The sequence below is a fragment of the Leptospira levettii genome, from assembly GCF_002812085.1.
GTDB classification, from domain to species: domain Bacteria; phylum Spirochaetota; class Leptospiria; order Leptospirales; family Leptospiraceae; genus Leptospira_A; species Leptospira_A levettii.
Genome location: NZ_NPDM01000001.1, coordinates 671,769 through 688,442 on the forward strand (window position 1 = coordinate 671,769; position 16,674 = coordinate 688,442).

General features: G+C 38.0%; 11 protein-coding genes. 6 read left to right on the plus strand and 5 right to left on the minus strand.

The window, feature by feature from the left end:
* Nucleotide 1: 1 nt before the first annotated feature.
* Nucleotides 2–370 (plus strand): response regulator, encoded by a 369-nt coding sequence (locus CH354_RS03050; RefSeq protein ID WP_100726055.1) that lies wholly within the window; start codon nucleotides 2–4, stop codon nucleotides 368–370.
* Here the strand turns inward: CH354_RS03050 and CH354_RS03055 are convergent.
* The 4 genes from CH354_RS03055 to CH354_RS03070 all read right to left on the minus strand — a co-directional run bounded on the left by CH354_RS03055 (nucleotide 360) and on the right by CH354_RS03070 (nucleotide 6,553).
* On the minus strand, nucleotides 360–944 hold the full coding sequence (locus CH354_RS03055) for a chemotaxis protein CheD (protein ID WP_100726054.1): 585 nt from the start codon (nucleotides 942–944) through the stop codon (nucleotides 360–362). The two genes, CH354_RS03050 and CH354_RS03055, sit on opposite strands and share 11 nt — an antisense overlap.
* A 158-nt stretch (nucleotides 945–1,102) precedes the next feature.
* A complete protein-coding gene (locus CH354_RS03060; protein ID WP_100726053.1) occupies nucleotides 1,103–2,314 on the minus strand; it encodes an MFS transporter in 1,212 nt (403 codons plus the stop codon).
* Between the two features lie 70 nt (nucleotides 2,315–2,384).
* A complete protein-coding gene (locus CH354_RS03065; protein ID WP_100726052.1) occupies nucleotides 2,385–4,955 on the minus strand; it encodes a SpoIIE family protein phosphatase in 2,571 nt (856 codons plus the stop codon).
* Nucleotides 4,952–6,553 carry a Ppx/GppA phosphatase family protein gene (locus CH354_RS03070; protein WP_100726051.1) on the minus strand — a complete coding sequence of 534 codons (1,602 nt, stop codon included), beginning with the start codon at nucleotides 6,551–6,553 and terminating at the stop codon, nucleotides 4,952–4,954. Before CH354_RS03070 ends, CH354_RS03065 begins: the two co-directional genes overlap by 4 nt.
* A gap of 143 nt (nucleotides 6,554–6,696) precedes the next feature.
* Between CH354_RS03070 and CH354_RS03075 the strand changes: the two genes are divergently transcribed.
* Nucleotides 6,697–7,719 (plus strand): rod shape-determining protein, encoded by a 1,023-nt coding sequence (locus CH354_RS03075; RefSeq protein ID WP_002972591.1) that lies wholly within the window; start codon nucleotides 6,697–6,699, stop codon nucleotides 7,717–7,719.
* Nucleotides 7,720–7,920: 201 nt separating this feature from the next.
* Here CH354_RS03075 and CH354_RS03080 read toward each other — a convergent pair whose 3' ends face one another.
* Nucleotides 7,921–8,706 (minus strand): hypothetical protein, encoded by a 786-nt coding sequence (locus CH354_RS03080; RefSeq protein ID WP_100766275.1) that lies wholly within the window; start codon nucleotides 8,704–8,706, stop codon nucleotides 7,921–7,923.
* A gap of 706 nt (nucleotides 8,707–9,412) precedes the next feature.
* On the opposite strand from CH354_RS03080, the gene CH354_RS03085 reads away from it, so the two are divergent.
* The 4 genes from CH354_RS03085 to CH354_RS03105 all read left to right on the plus strand — a co-directional run bounded on the left by CH354_RS03085 (nucleotide 9,413) and on the right by CH354_RS03105 (nucleotide 16,659).
* Nucleotides 9,413–11,692 (plus strand): cyclic nucleotide-binding domain-containing protein, encoded by a 2,280-nt coding sequence (locus CH354_RS03085; RefSeq protein ID WP_100726049.1) that lies wholly within the window; start codon nucleotides 9,413–9,415, stop codon nucleotides 11,690–11,692.
* Nucleotides 11,693–12,374: 682 nt separating this feature from the next.
* Nucleotides 12,375–13,400, plus strand: a complete 1,026-nt coding sequence (locus CH354_RS03095; RefSeq protein WP_125172380.1) for a lactonase family protein — start codon at nucleotides 12,375–12,377, stop codon at nucleotides 13,398–13,400.
* A 290-nt stretch (nucleotides 13,401–13,690) separates the two neighbouring features.
* Nucleotides 13,691–15,847 carry an ATP-binding protein gene (locus CH354_RS03100; RefSeq protein WP_100728591.1) on the plus strand — a complete coding sequence of 719 codons (2,157 nt, stop codon included), beginning with the start codon at nucleotides 13,691–13,693 and terminating at the stop codon, nucleotides 15,845–15,847.
* Nucleotides 15,848–15,981: 134 nt separating this feature from the next.
* On the plus strand, nucleotides 15,982–16,659 hold the full coding sequence (locus CH354_RS03105) for a hypothetical protein (RefSeq protein ID WP_125172378.1): 678 nt from the start codon (nucleotides 15,982–15,984) through the stop codon (nucleotides 16,657–16,659).
* The last annotated feature ends 15 nt before the right edge of the window (nucleotides 16,660–16,674 follow it).

The window sequence follows — 16,674 nt, forward strand, 5'->3', positions numbered from 1 at the left end:
TATGGCTAAAAAAATATTATTATGTGACGATGCACCAACAGCACTCAAACTAATGGAATTAATCCTTTCAGGTGAAGGTTATGAAATTTACAAAGCTGAAAATGCAGAACAAGCAATTGTTTCATTAGAAGCAAATGGACCTTTCGATGGTTGTGTATTTGATATCAACATGCCTGGTAAAAATGGAATTGAATTATCAAAAGAATACTTAGCTCACCCAAAAGGACAAGGTGGAAAAATATTAATTGTTTCTACTGAATCAAGTGACTATTTAAGGCAAGCAGGCAAAGACGCAGGTGTAAAAGCTTGGATTGTCAAACCATTTGAGGACGAAGACTTGATTGAAGTTCTAACTAAAATTATTGGTTAAACGTAAAAATCGTAGTTTTCTTTAACATTCGTTCTTTGACTTTCGTTTCAAAATGTTTTTCTTGGACCGAAACATCTCCAATTGATTGTGGGTTTAACTTGGTGATATAAACATCAAAGGAATCTGTGTGAAAGGAAAGTTTACGATAGAGCTCACCACCAATGTCTTGGCTTGCGATTGGAATTTTTTCATAGTTTAAATATTCAGTCACAAATTGAATATTTTTTGGTCCCGCTGTAAAATTGGGAAACAATGGTGATTGGGTTCCACCAAATATCTTTGCCTTTAATTCAAAACGTGGGATCTGTCGTTTCACAAAAAAAGAAATTAGATTTTCCATCGAGTTTTCACCATATCGTAAACTCTTTTGTTCTTCTTTTACATTGGATACTTTTGGCAAAAGGATATGATTAATAGCCGAGAAATTTGTATGTTCATGGAATAGACAAACAGATACGCAGGATCCCAGGATGGTTCGAATCTCATGGAATCCATTGGAAAAAAAAGTCTCTCCTATATTCAGGTAAACAATTGGTTTCACTAGTGTAGCGTCAGTGTTAGTAGATGTACTCATCAAAAAATCAGACCGAAACGGATATCAGTTTGAATCCTTTGACTCAAAATTGATTCTTAAACCAACATGAAAAGTATTTCTTTCCCAATAGAAAAAGGAAAACAAAGAACTTTTCATGCATTGTAAAAGATTGGATGGATTTGAGTTTGGTGAAACCTCTATTTCTTTGTCGAAATCATTTCATTCACTTTGTACATTAACAAAATGGTACAAACAATCGCTGTCGCCACCACATAACCTAAAACTTCATATCTCTCTAGATAACCACTCGGAGTTTGGATGACAATGAGTCCAGCAACCGAAGCAGCAATGCCACCTGATATCTGTTGGATGGAGGAACTAATCGCCATAAAAGCCCCACGGTCATGAAGTTCGGGAACCGCTGAATTCATTGCATTTGCAGAAATCATTCTGGCTGCAATAAAAACAAATAGAAGAGAATTGATAATGATAACCGTCGGGAGTGGAGTCACTTTTAATCTAGTAAAATAGAGGATAATGATCGCTGCAATTGTTGATGCACCAAAGAACATATTGTACTTACCGATCGAATCACTTAACCTTCCCATAAGTGGGCCACCCAACATCGAAACTATACCCGTTACCATATAGATGAAAGGTAAGTCTTCTAGCCTAACACCTAAATTGTGAACGGAAAATGCGGAACCAAATGGCATCAGCATAAATCCACCTGTCGCAAGTAAGGTAGTTGCAATAAAGGCAGGCAAATATCTTGGTTGTGTTAATGTAGTTATCAAATGGTGGAAAGCATGCGTATCTGTTTTGTTATCTAAATGTTTTGTTACTGGTTTTAGAAAAAAGAATATAAAAAAACCAACCACTCCACTCACACCTGCGATCATTAAAAATGGAGATTGCCATCCCCAAATATTAGAAATATAAATTCCAATGGGTAGTCCAAACACTTGGCTTGCTGCAAAGGCAGTCATGATAAAACCCATGACCCTTCCTCTCACTTGTAAGGGGAACAAATCTGCAACGATCGCAAATGAAATTGAAGACAATACACCAGCAAACATCCCCGTTAATATTCTTACAAAAAGTAAAAATTCATAATGTACGGCTATTCCGCAAAGAAAAGTAGCCACCACAAATCCAATATAAAAAAACAAGAGCAACTTTTTACGATCAAAACGATCGGCAAAACCAGCAGAAAGTAATCCTGAGATTCCCGCACTGAATGCATAAGCAGAAACTACATATCCAAATTTTTCAGTTGGAATTTGTAGTTCGCTCATGACCAAAACACCGAGAGGTGATAAGATCATAAAATCTAGTACAACTGTGAATTGTAAAAAAGCGAGTAAGCCAACGACAAAGATGTGGTAAGGTGTAAATTTGAAATCCATCTTACTCAATATCTAATTTAGGCTTAGATAGGATGGCAAATCAATTTTAATGATTCTAAAAAAAGTATTTTTAGGACTTAATTGACTCTTCCAATAATTCCTTTAATTTGATTACCTGAGGGTGATCAGGTGTAATCATTGCTAGCCGATGAAAAATCTTTTTGGCTCGGTCACCATTCCCTAACAATCGGTAACATTCTACTAAATTGATCAGGTTCCTTACGTGTTTTGGATCCCTTGCACGCAATCTTTCCCCAAGGTCGATTGCTTTTTTAATGTTCTTTGATTTACGGTATGCGAAACTGAGTTGCAATAAAATTTCATTGTCTGTCACGAAGAAGGGAAAAATCGATTCTAAGGATTCCACGGCAACATCGAATTTTTTCAACAGTAAGGAAATACGGGATTTTTCTCGTATTAAATTAATCCTGATATCATCATTTAACGACTCATTTGATAATAAGGATTCGATGTTTTGGTATGCTTCTTCACCATTTCCAAGATCTAACAATAGTTTCACTTTTGCATATAAATAATCATCTGTTGATAAATTGGAGAGAGTATCTTTTGAAACTCGTTTGAAAGAACCTAACCATTCAATCCGAAGTAATGTAAGATCATCCGAAAATGTTCCTACATCTAATAAGTTTTCGACAAGTAAATTTAAATCACCATTTGATTTCTCAACAACTTGCAAAAATTTAGTTTCATCTTCATTGATTAGGCGATTGCCATCTCCGCTTTCCTCTAAAACTAAATCATCTCTACCGTCCGATCCAATGAATAATATATCTCCTTTTTCTAAAGGAAAGATTCGGATTCGAACATCACCATCCATTCCTTTTGTTCCAATCTTTCGAAGTTCCAATTCCTCTTCTATAAAAGAAGCCACTCCATCGCGATACAATACTGTCCATGGATGTTCTGCATTCAGATAGTACAAAACACCTGTGTCTTCTTCTATAAGACCTAAAACTACAGAAACCAACATCGAACCATCGAATGACTCAAAGATGGTTTGTAATTCGTAAAAACATTCTTTGATCCAACGTTCAGGTGATTTGTTTTGGTTATCCAAAATCATTTGAGTACGTTTGATAAAAGATAAAAACACAACTCCTAAAACGAGTGCACCACCAGCACCTTGAATGGACTTACCCATCGCATCACCATTGATGAATACTAAGTAAGATTTTCCATTTAAAGTAATGTTATCGCTGATGATGATATCACCACCAATTTCTCTTTTTTTCCCGCGAAACTCAAATTCCTTTTTTTGTTTCACATAGGATTGAAGCAAAACTTTTGTAGATTCAACTTTTGTTTGGCTAAGGGGATCCAATAGTAGAGATGTTAAAAAATAATCACCATCCTGTTGGACTTTCAGTTCCTGGACTTTTGTGAGTGTATTTTGTAATTCGTTTGTCCGCTCTTCTACTTTTTTCTCTAAACTCAAATTGAGTTCTTCCACTTGCCTATGCACTCGTAAAAAACGATTGGCCAAGACAACAGCAATGCCCAAAACAAAAACCAAAAAACCAAATCGTAACAAATTTAGATTTTGAATGGGAAGAAGTCCAGATGCACCCAAAATATCCCAAGTTCCTGTCCCAAGCAAAAACAAAACTCCTATTAACAAACGTTTTGCGTCTTTGTTTTTTGCACGCACAGCGGAGATCATTAGGTAAAGTAAAATCACCCCAAAAACTAAAACTGATATTTGCCAGATACGAAGTAAGGTAACGGAAGTAGCTCGACTAACAAAAATTTGAGTGATCGCCAAAACCAAACTAAATAGAAAGTAAACCTTTGATACGATGCTAATTTTTGAGCGGAAAAATACATCAGTGAATAAAAGTAACCAAACTGGCGTTAGGAATACAACAAAATACTCTATTTTAGTTTGTGTGAATGGTTCCAAACCAAATGAATACACTCCTTGAGAGCGAAAGATCATATAAACAGCTAAGAAGATAGAAAATAAAGCATAATATAAATTATAGGTTTCTTGCCTCCGTTTCCAATAAAACAACCCATGATAAATTCCAACAAAAATATACAAAAACAACAACATGTATGTTTCGTATTCATCTTCAATTTTAAGATGATTAGATGCTAAGTCGATAGTGGTTGGATAATCGTTAAAGAGTTTGTATAAATTTAATTCCTCACCTTCTTCAGCTGCGATCAAAATCCGAATTTGGTTTTGTCCAATATTCAATTGATTTCTTTTCATTCTGATGAGTATGTGTCTTCTATACCCACTTTTTTCTATTGTTTCATTTTTGATTTTGCCATTAGAGGAAACAAGAGTTTGGTTAATGTAAATTACATAATAATTTGAGATGTAAGGTATGTGAAGGCTGAAGGCATCATCCTCCGTTTTTTGAAAATCAGATTGTGATAACAAAAAGGACTTTGCCATCGTTACCTTTCGGAGTTTTCCTTTTTCCCATTCAAATTCTGAAAGTATTGATGCTAAAGGCAATGATTCTAACGTTTTCCATTTTTTACCATCAGGGTTTTCTGTGGTTTCAAATCCTTTAGTGACATACCAATTTTTTGTTAAATCAATGGGAAGTGCGAAAATCGTTTGGGAAAAACAAATAAAACAACAAATAAGGTATAAGGTTTTTTTCATAATGGATGTAAGTGAAATTCTAAATTTGTACTAAATGTATCTTCGAATAAATCCTTTTTTTCTGACACAGACCAAATTTCTAAATTGGGATCTTCTCCTTTTTTGAAATACAAACGGCAATTCACTTTTCCTTTTTCAATGACTGCATCCAATCTTTCAATCATGGATTTTTCGGAACGATCCAATCCATCTCCGATTCGTAAAAAGGAAGCTAACTTACGAACCAAAAGTTGGTCTTCTGGCCTAAGGGTTTTAAACTCTTCGTGTTTGCCTTTTGGACCACCTTTCCTATGGTAACGAGCAAGAAGAGCAATGATTTCAATTTCAGAATTGGAAAATCCAACCATTGCTTCTGAGTTACGAATAATATAATAACTATGTTTATGATAATTATGATGGGAAATACAAAGTCCAACTTGGTGGAGGTAACAAGCTGTTTCCAAATAATCTCTTTCTAAGTTTCCAAGACCATGTAATTCCTTTAAATCATCAAACAACTGCAATGTGAGTTTTGCAACTGTTTCAGCATGATGTTTCCCTTGCGGGTAAAGGTTTGCAACAGTTTTGATCGCTTTTTCACGGATGTTATCAAGTCTCGGAAGTGAAGTGTCAGTATGTCTGTACCAGGACTCAATTGTATCATACACAATTCCTTCCCGAAGCGCAAAATCACTCACCGTAAAGGAAGGTGCTTTAATCCTTTGTAACACTTCATCCAACACCAAAATCCCACCCACAATGATATCCCCACGTTTAGCATCTAAACCAGGGATTTTGAGTCTTTTTTTGATACTTTCAGCATCTAATACCTGTTTGCGTATCTCTTTGAAAGAATCGATTGGAATCTCGGTCCCATTTAACCGTTCTCGTTTTTCTCCCTTCTTTTCTAAAACCATTGAGGTCACCGATGTGATGGTTCCCGAACTTCCTACAACCATAAAGGGTTTCCAGGTTTCAATTTGGGGTAAAAAAGCAGATAACACGGATTCAATATGGATCCTACATTTTTGCAAATCAGTGGCTGAAATCGGATCTTTTTTTAAATATTTCTCTGTTAAACGAATGGCACCTAACTTCATACTGGTGGAAAAAAGGATTTCACCTTTTTCCCCTATCAGTAGTTCCGTGCTCCCTCCCCCAATATCAATGAGAAGGATCCGTTTTTCATACACGGGGAGCCCTTGTAAAATCCCAAGGTAAATGAGCCTTGCTTCTTCGTTCCCAGAAATCACTTGGATTTGGATGCCCGTTTCCTTCTCCGCTCGGTCAAGAAATATCTGCCTATTTTCTGCTTCCCGAAGTGCACTCGTGGCTACAGCTCTGATTTCCGCTTTGTAACTGTCGGCAAGTGTTTTGAATCGTTTCAAACAAGCAAGACCCCTATCCATAGCCTCGTTTGTAATGACCGCATAATCGCTGCTACCGCTTCCTAAACGAACGGATTCCTTTTCTTTGGTCAGGTATTCGAGTGTACCATCCGGTCTTAGTTTTACGACAACGATGTGGAAGGAATTAGTGCCCAAATCAATGGCAGCAAGGATCTTTTCCGTGCGAAATGCCTGGTTTGGTTTGCGTAAGATTTGTGAGAAAGGAAGCATTTTGTATCTAACTAGCCTATCGAAAATTTTTACGGTTGAAAGCAAAAACCAGCCGAAAATTATGGGGAACGGGAAGAATTGTAAAGTTTTGGTGTTAACCCACCGTAAATTCCCCCCTTCGTACTTCTTTCACAGGATCTGATATGATATTTGATAATCTTTATGGACTTTTCTCGAACGATATGGGAATCGATTTGGGAACCGCGAACACCCTCGTGCATGTGAAAGGACAAGGGATCGTCCTATCAGAACCGTCGGTCGTGGCAGTCCAAGCCTCTACTGGTCGAGTCCTCGCAGTGGGACAAGAAGCAAAACGAATGCTAGGAAGGACTCCTGGTGATATCGTTGCCATCCGCCCCATGAAAGACGGGGTGATCGCCGACTTCGAAACTGTGGAAAAGATGATTCGTTACTTCATCGCAAAAGTCCACAACCGCACTACATTTGTAAAACCGCGCATTGTCATCGGAGTTCCTTCTGGGATTACCGAAGTAGAAAGACGTGCCGTTCGTGAGTCCGCAGAACAAGCGGGAGCCCGCGAAATTTTCCTTATCGAAGAAGCACTTGCAGCAGCCATCGGTGCCAACATCCCCATCCATGAACCAGCAGGGAACATGATTGTGGATATCGGAGGGGGAACCACAGAAATCGCCGTGATCTCACTTGGTGGTATGGTAATCGCAGAATCCATCCGAACTGGTGGTGACGAATTTGATGAAGCCATTGTGAAATACCTCCGTAACCAATACAACCTAGTGGTGGGAGAAAGAACGGCTGAGGACATCAAACTCACAATCGGTAACGCGTTTGCTGACAAACGTGTCGACACAATGGAAGTGAAAGGCCGTGACGCGATCTCAGGTCTCCCACGCACCCTCGAACTCGATTCCAACGAAATCCGCAAAGCCCTCAAAGAACCAACAGACGAAATCCTAGACGGTATCAAATCGGTACTCGAGCGCACTCCTCCAGAACTTGCCGCCGACATCGTAGAACGAGGGATCGTTCTCACAGGTGGTGGATGCCTCCTTCGTGGTCTCGAACACTACCTCACCAAAGAAACAGGTGTTCCTGTGTTCCGTGCCGAAAACCCACTCACTTGTGTGGTTCTCGGAACCGGACGTTACTTGGATGAATTGAAATACATCAAACCAGGGATCAGATAATTATCGGTTACATGGTTAGGTGAAAAAAGGGGGACTGGTGTTCCCTTTTTTTTTGGGCGCACAGTTCCGGCTTTTCGCTGCAATCTTTGCATTCGCAAAGGATTTCCGCTGCAATCCGGGGCGCGGGGGTTGTTACTTGGCTGATTTAAAATAAATCACCATTCACTCGAGTAACTCAAGCTATACGCTACTTTACTTCTATCATGGACAGTTGAAGGTTCCGTAACGTTTTCCCAAATAACAGTCAATGCCTGTTGCATTTTCATCCGAAACTCGATTGTCAAAATATAGAAGCTCAGCCAAATCCATTTCTGCTCCACCAATTCCAAGACCCAAATTGCCCGCAGCATATCCCGTCGCTGCTGGAACCGTTGAGACAACTTGCACTCCATCAAATTTGATGACAACGTTTGTCCCCCCATTTTGCAAAATCGAAACCTGGTGCACAGCATTTGCCACCCAACCTGAGTTATACGATGCTACAGTAAATGATCCAGATTTATTGAGTGCAACGATTCCTCCTGCTGTGATTTGAACTTCTCTTCCTGCACCACCTGAAGTTCCGATAGTGAGCACATTACTATTGACAGTTAAAGGCAACCTCACCACAAAAAATACACTTCCTGAATCCGAAGCACTCACACCGACTGGAGAGGTTTTTAATAAGTTGTTACCAGATCCATACAAAAAACGGACAATTGGTTTTCCATTGATTGTATTCGTAGCCGAATAAAAAGTCGGTGCTACTCCAGGAATCAGGTCATTTCCGGTCCCACTGAGATCTGTCCAGCTTGTCACTGTAGTGCCGTTAGCAAGAGGTAACCCTTCCGCGCGGATCCAAAACTTTCGTCCAGGAACCTGGTTCAAATCAAAAGGTCCATTCGACACATTCTGATTACAAACGCTAGAACGATTGATGATACAGGAGATTAACTGATTTTTGTAGTATTCATTGGTTCCGAATTCATAAGGACTATTTAAGTCCAATTGACAACTGATAAAAAAGAAAATTAGGGATCCCTTGTAAACATGAGAGAACCTGAAAAGAATCGATAAATATTCTTTCACTATTTTTTGATTAGATTAAATCTGCTCCGAAAGACGTGAGTAACTCCGAGTTATTTAAATTTCAAGGTTTTTTCAATCGATTCAGAATGACTAGTTTTTATCCTAATGTAGTTTGTTTCTACATTAAGATACGCCAAAAATTGAACTTTAAAATTCGATCCAAGATCCAGATTCTTTTTTTGAAAGGAATATATTTCTGTAGTTCTTCAAACTAATTTGATACAGGAAACGAAATATATCCAATATGGGATAAGAGAAAATAGGCTCTATCTATTCGTTCAATTTATTTGGATGATCAAATACTTTGGTGGATCAAATTCCTCACTAGTTAGTTACAAATGTTTCCAACTTACAAAAATGACTCACTGGAAATGATGGACTAACTTCCCTATAGAGAATTCATCATTCCAAGTGTTTGATAGTTCAAACGATATGGACCAAAGAATTCGACTTGTATGTGTTTGGTTACCTTGTATTATTCGTGCTAAAATTTTTCCATCTCCTCTAAAAAATAGAGTCGCTTTCAGACTCATTCGATTCCCATGATCGACATTGTGTCGCGATTTTTTGTACACCTACTGATGTATGGGGAACGAAGTCGCAAAAAGGCTTATATTCATTTTCTATGCGTTCAAAAACAATTACTCCAACCCTAAAACAAATCATTTCCAGTACTGATTTATTCCTAAACCTCTCCAAAGAAACAAAAGAACACTTGGAGCGATCGTTCCATAAAGTTAATTTTGTTAAGAACAAAGTTGTGATCAAACAAGGAGAACATGGCAATGCACTCTATCTAGTGGCGACAGGTAGTTTCAGTGTTTATGTGACCAATGACGGAAAAAAGCAGAAATTAGGTGAGGTGAAACCTGGCAGTTGTTTCGGAGAAGGAGCACTTGTGACAGATGAACCCCGAAACGCCACAGTTGTCTGTGACCAATCTGGCATCGTTTACCGCATCGATCGAAACGAATTCAAAAGAGCCTTTAAGGATCGATCGGAAGAGCTAAAAGCCTTTGTCAGACTCATCAGCCGAAGATCCCGTGCCCTCCATCGAAGTGTGTTTCGTCCAGAACCTCGGCGCATTAAAGAACTCATTTCTTCGGTATCACTTTTCCAAGGTGTTGGAACCAAACTCATCTCAGAGTTGGAACAACAGATGGAATGGATTTTTCTGCCAGGTGGCGAAACTCTGATGCGGCAAGGTGACAAAGCCGACGGAATGTACGTCGTCGTTAACGGTAGTTTGGTGTATGAAGTGAGAAACGACCAAGGTCTAGTCGTATCAACAGGAAATTTTTCAAAAGGTGATATCATTGGTGAGATGGCACTCTTAACTGGGGAACCGAGAACGGCAACAGTTGTCGCCACTCTCTCCTGTGAGATCGTAAAAATTAGCACAGTCGCATTCGAAGCGGTCTTTTCCAAACATCCTCCGAGTATGCTTGCGATCACCAAACTCATTGCTGATCGTTTTACCAAAGACCGAATGGGAAAACGAACCGTTAAAAAAACAAGAAGTATCATCACTCTTTTTCCCCTCCAAAAGGATCTTTCCGTTCGCGACTTTGCTCATAACCTAGCAAACGCTCTTAAAAAAATCGGCCGTACAATCATCGTCGAAAGCAAAGACTTCAAAAAAAAGAAGGGAGACCGCGAACATGCAGTCTCGGACATCCTCGAATCATTATACCATTTGCAGGACACACATGATTTCCTAATCCTCTGTCCCGACTTTGAAGACAAACTCTGGACGGAGACAATTCTCCATCATACAAACCGTATTTTACTGTTAAGTGATGCAAAAAAAGCGGATGTACTTTCTCCAGAAGAAATCCGTTTTCTTGGAGATTCGGAAGAAACCCATGGTCCCATCCGAGAACTTGTCTTACTCTACTCTGACCCAAATGAGAAACCAAAAAATATTTCTAACCTAACTCGCATTAGAAAAACAGATGTCATCAGACATATTCGTACGTATAGTCACCACGGATTTGAAAGTTTAACTCGATTCATCACTGGTCGTTCCATCGGACTTGCTCTCGGAGGTGGAGGTGCAAAAGGTTTCGCACATATTGGGCTTATCAAAGCCATGCAGGAAGAGAACATTCCGATCGACATGATCGGTGGAACAAGTGCAGGGGCCCTTATGGCAAGTATTTATGCTTTGGGCAACGATGCTCCCAGTTTGGAACGGATCGCCAAGGCTCTCATGAGCGACAAAAAGACATTAAACGACTATACCATTCCCGTTGTTTCTCTCATTCGTGGCAAAAAATTCAATACTGTGATTAAAAGTTTTGTCGGTGAAACAATGATCGAAGATCTCTGGCTTCCTTATTTTGCGGTCGCAACAAGCCTTTCCAAAGCGCAAAAAGTGATCATCGACCGAGGTCCATTATGGAAAGCTCTCCGAGCTTCCGCTTCGATACCAGGAATCTTACCACCCTTCTTCGAGAACAATGAACTGTTAGTCGATGGAGCAATGTTAGACAATATTCCCGGTGCTGTGATGCGAGAAAAGGGAGCTGATTTTGTGATTTCTGTGGCGCTTGCATCCGAAGGGGATTCAGCAGCCGATGAACTCTTTGGTCGCATTTATCCTAAAAATAATTCGGGAGCATTACCATCGGCTCTTCGATTGTTATTCAAACGACTCTTCCGTAAAGCGCAGAATTTTAAAGAAGCACCAAACCTTCTTAGCCTTTTGATGCGTGCGACTTTTGTTGCTTCCGATGCGGCAATGGCACAAGCAAAAGCTGAGTCTGATATATTTGCCGAGTTACCTGTTGAACAGTATGGACTCTTTGATTGGAAAAAGTTCTATGAACTGGTTGAGATCGGATACCGTTATGGGAAAACCAATGCGAAGACTTGGAAAAAACAACTTGGGATTCAAAGTTAACTAATAAGAAAAATAACTATGGAGTTTGCGAGATTTTGATTTATTTTTTTATCATCAATCGATTTCAAATCAAATCATTTGATAAAACGAATTTATATTCGCTGGCATTTTTCTTGTGCGGACTTATCCTAAATATCATTCACTGTTTGGAACAAATTGATTCACTAGCTTGGAAGATGTAGAATTGGTTCAGATTCGCTCGTATCAAAAAACGACAATGAATCATTTGTATATTCTTCGCTCAATCGACTCTAACGATTCAAGCAAATCTTGGTAATGTATAACTAAAATAAATTATTGACTAAATGGATTTGATACTAAATAACTTGAGATTCCTTCTTGAGTATTTTTGACTCGAAGTTGTTCTTTTGGTGAACATTGCCAATTTTTAAATTTAGGGATAAGTACGAGTTTGATTCATTTACAAAAAGACTTCAGCTTTACTGTATTTAGAATATTATCTGAATATCGAAATGTTCTACGCTGCTTTTGTTCCTTTGTTTTGCTATGTATCTTATTAAATTGTAAACCGGCGGATCTCAATACTGCCTGTGACCCCCAATCAAAAAATTTTTTTCTCTCAAAATTGATATCCCCGAATCAATCTTGCTCTGGACAAATAGACCCTTCAAAGTCGCAACCGGTACATTCCTTATATTTATCAGATGTTTCAAATGGTATTTTGTATATTTATAATACAGGCAACGATGGAGTTCTTACCTTAAAAGGAAACATTGCGACTACTTTAACAAATCCATTTTCAATTTTATGGAATGGAAAACATCTCGTGATCAATGGAGGAAATCAATTTCAATCATATCTCAGAAATTCCGATGGTACTTTATCTTTGAAAAATACATATCTTGCTAGTGTAACACCTGTTCTTATACAAGGTACCACAGCATTTCATCCAAATGGAAAATTCTTTTATTACACTGTAAATACATCTACAGCCATTACATCTTTTTCCAAATTACAACTAGATTCTGACGGAATATTTTCTGGTGAAACAAATACCGTGACGGGGCAAAATTGGTCGGTGATGGGCCCAATCCATCCAACGGGAAATTATTTTATGACCTTTCATAAACTAAGTGCAGCAACAAGAATGTTTTATCCGATTGCAGATGTAAATACTGGAGCCGTAGGAACTCCAACAAGTAATGGAACAGTGACTGATACTACCTTATATCCCGAAAACGGACATTGTATCTATTCTTCTAATGCAAACTTTTTGTATTGTGCGAACAATTCGAATGTTGGGAATAATGGAACGATAGTTCAAATGTCGGTTACTTCTACATCGAATGCTGTCCTTGCTCCATCATCGGTTTTGGTTCAAAGTCCTACAGCATACCTTTCTCCTAAATCCATTATTCTTCATCCTTCTGGTCAATATATCTATGCTTATGGGGAAACCAATATCTATGCGTATGCGGTTGATCAGATAACGGGCGTTATTAATGCGACAGTTCTCAGCTCGGCCCCGACTCCCGGTGGTGCTTCCTGTACATCAAACTCAAATGTTACCAGATTTGCAATTCATCCACAAGGCAATATGTTATATGCAGCTTGTGTTTCTACAAACGGTTCAAATCGTTTAGGCTCCTATCCAATCAATAACTCTGGACAGTTGAGTCTTCCGACATTAACTACAATTCCAAATACTACAAATAGTATGAATCTTCATTTTGTTTCTGGAATTTAATTTACTTGTTTAAATCAAACAAATGAACATTTTCTTGCGTTTAGCATATGATAAAGAATATTTATACATATAAATATTGTTTCATTTTTCGGACTAAATGAACGATTGATGATTCGGAAGTGAACTGGATTTTTTAAACGCCGACTCCGGACCAAAAAACTGGGGACAATCCTAAGTATTTCATTTAATTTGCACTTCTTTCAAAGCACAAATATTTATTGGTTGATCTTACCTCACGTTTATGTTCTTTTACTTTAGTCTGTTTTTTCAACTCTGATCTGGAAAAATCCATGAATCAAAAAAAACGAGAGTCGGTATCGACTTCCCAAAAGAATCATTCTTCTATTTTGGATTTTCAAACTATATTTCGATCCCTTCCAGAACTATACATGTTGTTGGATTTAGATTTTTGTATCATTGATATCAGCGATGCCTATGCAAAAGCGACATTGATCAAAAGAGAAAACGTCGTAGGACATAATCTTTTTGAAGTTTTCCCTGACAATCCAGATGATCACTCAGCTGATGGTGTCAAACAACTTCGTTCCTCACTGACACAAGTGCTTAACTATAAACGCACAAGTACAATGGCCTTACAAAAATATGATATAACGAAACCAGATGGAAGTGGCTTCGAAGTTAGATATTGGAGTCCTAGGAATTCACCAGTATTCGATTTGAATGGTGATTTAGTATGTATTGTGCATAAAGTAGAAGATGTTACTGATTTTGTATTTTTAAAAGAACAAAAAATACAACAATCCGAACTCACAGATGAAATGACAGAACGCATTTCAAAAATGGAATCAGAAGTGATTACCCGTGCAAAAGAAGTGATTGAAAAGAATGAAGCATTACTCAATAGCGAACAAAATCTTTCCATCACTCTGAGTTCGATTGGCGATGCCGTTCTCGCTACCGATGAACATGGAGTCATCAATCGTTTGAATCCTGTTGCAGAATCTCTTACCGGTTGGACAGAAAGAGAAGTTATCGGTAAAAATGTAAGTGAAGTTTTACAGTTAGTGTATGCATCATCAGGATTACCCAAAAGTATACCTATCTTCGAAGTCATCTCAAAAGGATCTGCCAAAGAAAGTAGCCAAGATGGAATTTTAATCCATCGTTATGGTCGAAAAATCAATATTGCGGATACATGTTCACCCATTCGAAATAAAAACGGTGAAATAATTGGATCAATTCTCGTTTTTCGTGATATATCGGAAGAATTTGCTGCAAAAACATTTCTGGAAAAAGCAAAAGAAAATGCAGAGATGGCAAACAAAGCAAAAGATTCTTTTCTCGCCACAATGAGCCATGAAATCCGTACACCTCTCAGTGGGCTTATAGGTATGTTAGAGTTACTGTACCAAACAAATCTCAATGAAGACCAAAAGAGTTTAGTGAATAATGCTTTGGTATCAGGTAATAGTTTACTTCGTATCCTTAGCGATATACTTGATCTTTCAAAAATAGAAGAGGGAAAATTAGAATTATCCCTTCAACCAACATCGATTAGACGACTACTATCTGAAGTAGTGACAACATATTTACAAATCGCAAGTTCAAAAGGATTGACTTTGAGTTATGAAGTGGATGAAAACATTGCAGATGCGCATATAGTGGATCCCTTACGTTTGTCTCAGATTATCAATAATTTTGTTAGCAATGGAATTAAATTTACTGTGAAAGGAAGTATAAAAGTTTCAGCAAATTTAATTAAAAATATTGATACATTACAACAAATCCAGTTTTCCGTAACCGATACGGGGATAGGTCTCAGTGAGAGTGATCAATCCAAATTATTCCAGTCTTATACACAAGCCACAGCTGACACAGCAAGATTGTACGGTGGCACTGGACTTGGACTTTCTATCTGTATGAGATTATCCGAACTCATGGATGGGAACATAACGATTGATAGTTCTCTGGGTAATGGTTCTACATTTAGTATTATTTTGTCGCTTCCCACATCGAAAATAGATACCGAAAATCAGAATTCGAAGGAAAAAATCCTAGTAACAATTGAACCATTACATTTCAGCGAATCTTATATTCCTCGTATTTTAGCTGTTGATGACAATTCAGTGAATTTAGAAATCATCAAACGCCAATTGAAAGTTTTTGGATTACAGGTGGATGGTGCGGATGATGGGGAAAAAGCATTGCAGTTGTGGTTAAACCACACATACGACCTCATCATCACCGACTGCCATATGCCCGTTAAAGATGGTTATCTGTTAACACAAGAGATCCGAAACATCGAAAAATCTAACTTTGCGAAACGAATTCCAATCATCGGTTACACTGCGAATGCATTGGCGGAAGAAAGGGATTATTGTTTGTCGATTGGGATGGATGAGCTTTTGATCAAACCGGCAAGGTTGGCAAACTTAAGAGAAACTCTTGTGAAGTGGTTACCTAAACAAGTGAAATCCATTGGTTGATAAGTTTTGGGATTGATTTAATTTTTTTGGTTGCGCTTTTGTTCTGAAAAAACCATCAATTTGAATGGATCGTCATCACTCTTAAGCGCTACAGCCAACAGTTTGTATCTGAGGAAGTTTTTATGTCATTTCGATTGTTCATCATTTATTTCTTTTGCATGATAGCTATTTTCTCTCAAACAACAGAAAACTGGAACAAAAAGGGTATCAATGCCCTGAGTCAAAAAGACTTTCTTACTGCTGTTGATTCATTTAAAAAAACTTTAAAAGACAAACCAAATGATGCATTTGCAAATTATAATTTAGCATGCACATATTCACTTTTGCTCGCACAATGTGAAGATATAGAAAGCGAAGTCCATATCTATCATCTAATTCAGGAAGCGATCAAATCGAAACCATCTTATCAAAAAAAACTGCTTACGGATTCAGACTTCTTCATTCTTAGAGGGAAATACCATTTTCAGAAATTATCTGGTAAATCAAAAAGAGAAATTCTAACAAGTATTACCTGGTTTGGACCGAGTCCAGGAGCGTATGGCCCGATGGATCAATTTCAGTTTAAGGAAGATGGCAGTTTTTTCTATCAAAAGCTAGATATGACAGAATCAAATCCGATAGGAAAACTAGAATTTACAGGAAGATATAAATGGATAAACGACTCCAAATTGGAAATACAATTTTATGATCCAAGTCCAATGAAGGAAGGCGGAAAAAACAAAAATTTACGGGTAAATTATTCCGATGGTAAATTAGAAATTCAAGGTTTTGATCATAGTTTTACCGATGATAATGACCGTTGTTCTGCTTAGACATTGACTAGATGA

Bases quoted from the DNA above. Each gene is read 5' to 3' on its own strand.
- CH354_RS03050 (WP_100726055.1), top strand. From the start codon at position 2: ATGGCTAAAAAAATATTATTATGTGACGATGCACCAACAGCACTCAAA.
- CH354_RS03055 (WP_100726054.1), bottom strand. From the start codon at position 944: ATGAGTACATCTACTAACACTGACGCTACACTAGTGAAACCAATTGTT.
- CH354_RS03060 (WP_100726053.1), bottom strand. From the start codon at position 2,314: ATGGATTTCAAATTTACACCTTACCACATCTTTGTCGTTGGCTTACTC.
- CH354_RS03065 (WP_100726052.1), bottom strand. From the start codon at position 4,955: ATGAAAAAAACCTTATACCTTATTTGTTGTTTTATTTGTTTTTCCCAA.
- CH354_RS03070 (WP_100726051.1), bottom strand. From the start codon at position 6,553: ATGCTTCCTTTCTCACAAATCTTACGCAAACCAAACCAGGCATTTCGC.
- CH354_RS03075 (WP_002972591.1), top strand. From the start codon at position 6,697: ATGATATTTGATAATCTTTATGGACTTTTCTCGAACGATATGGGAATC.
- CH354_RS03085 (WP_100726049.1), top strand. From the start codon at position 9,413: ATGCGTTCAAAAACAATTACTCCAACCCTAAAACAAATCATTTCCAGT.
- CH354_RS03100 (WP_100728591.1), top strand. From the start codon at position 13,691: ATGAATCAAAAAAAACGAGAGTCGGTATCGACTTCCCAAAAGAATCAT.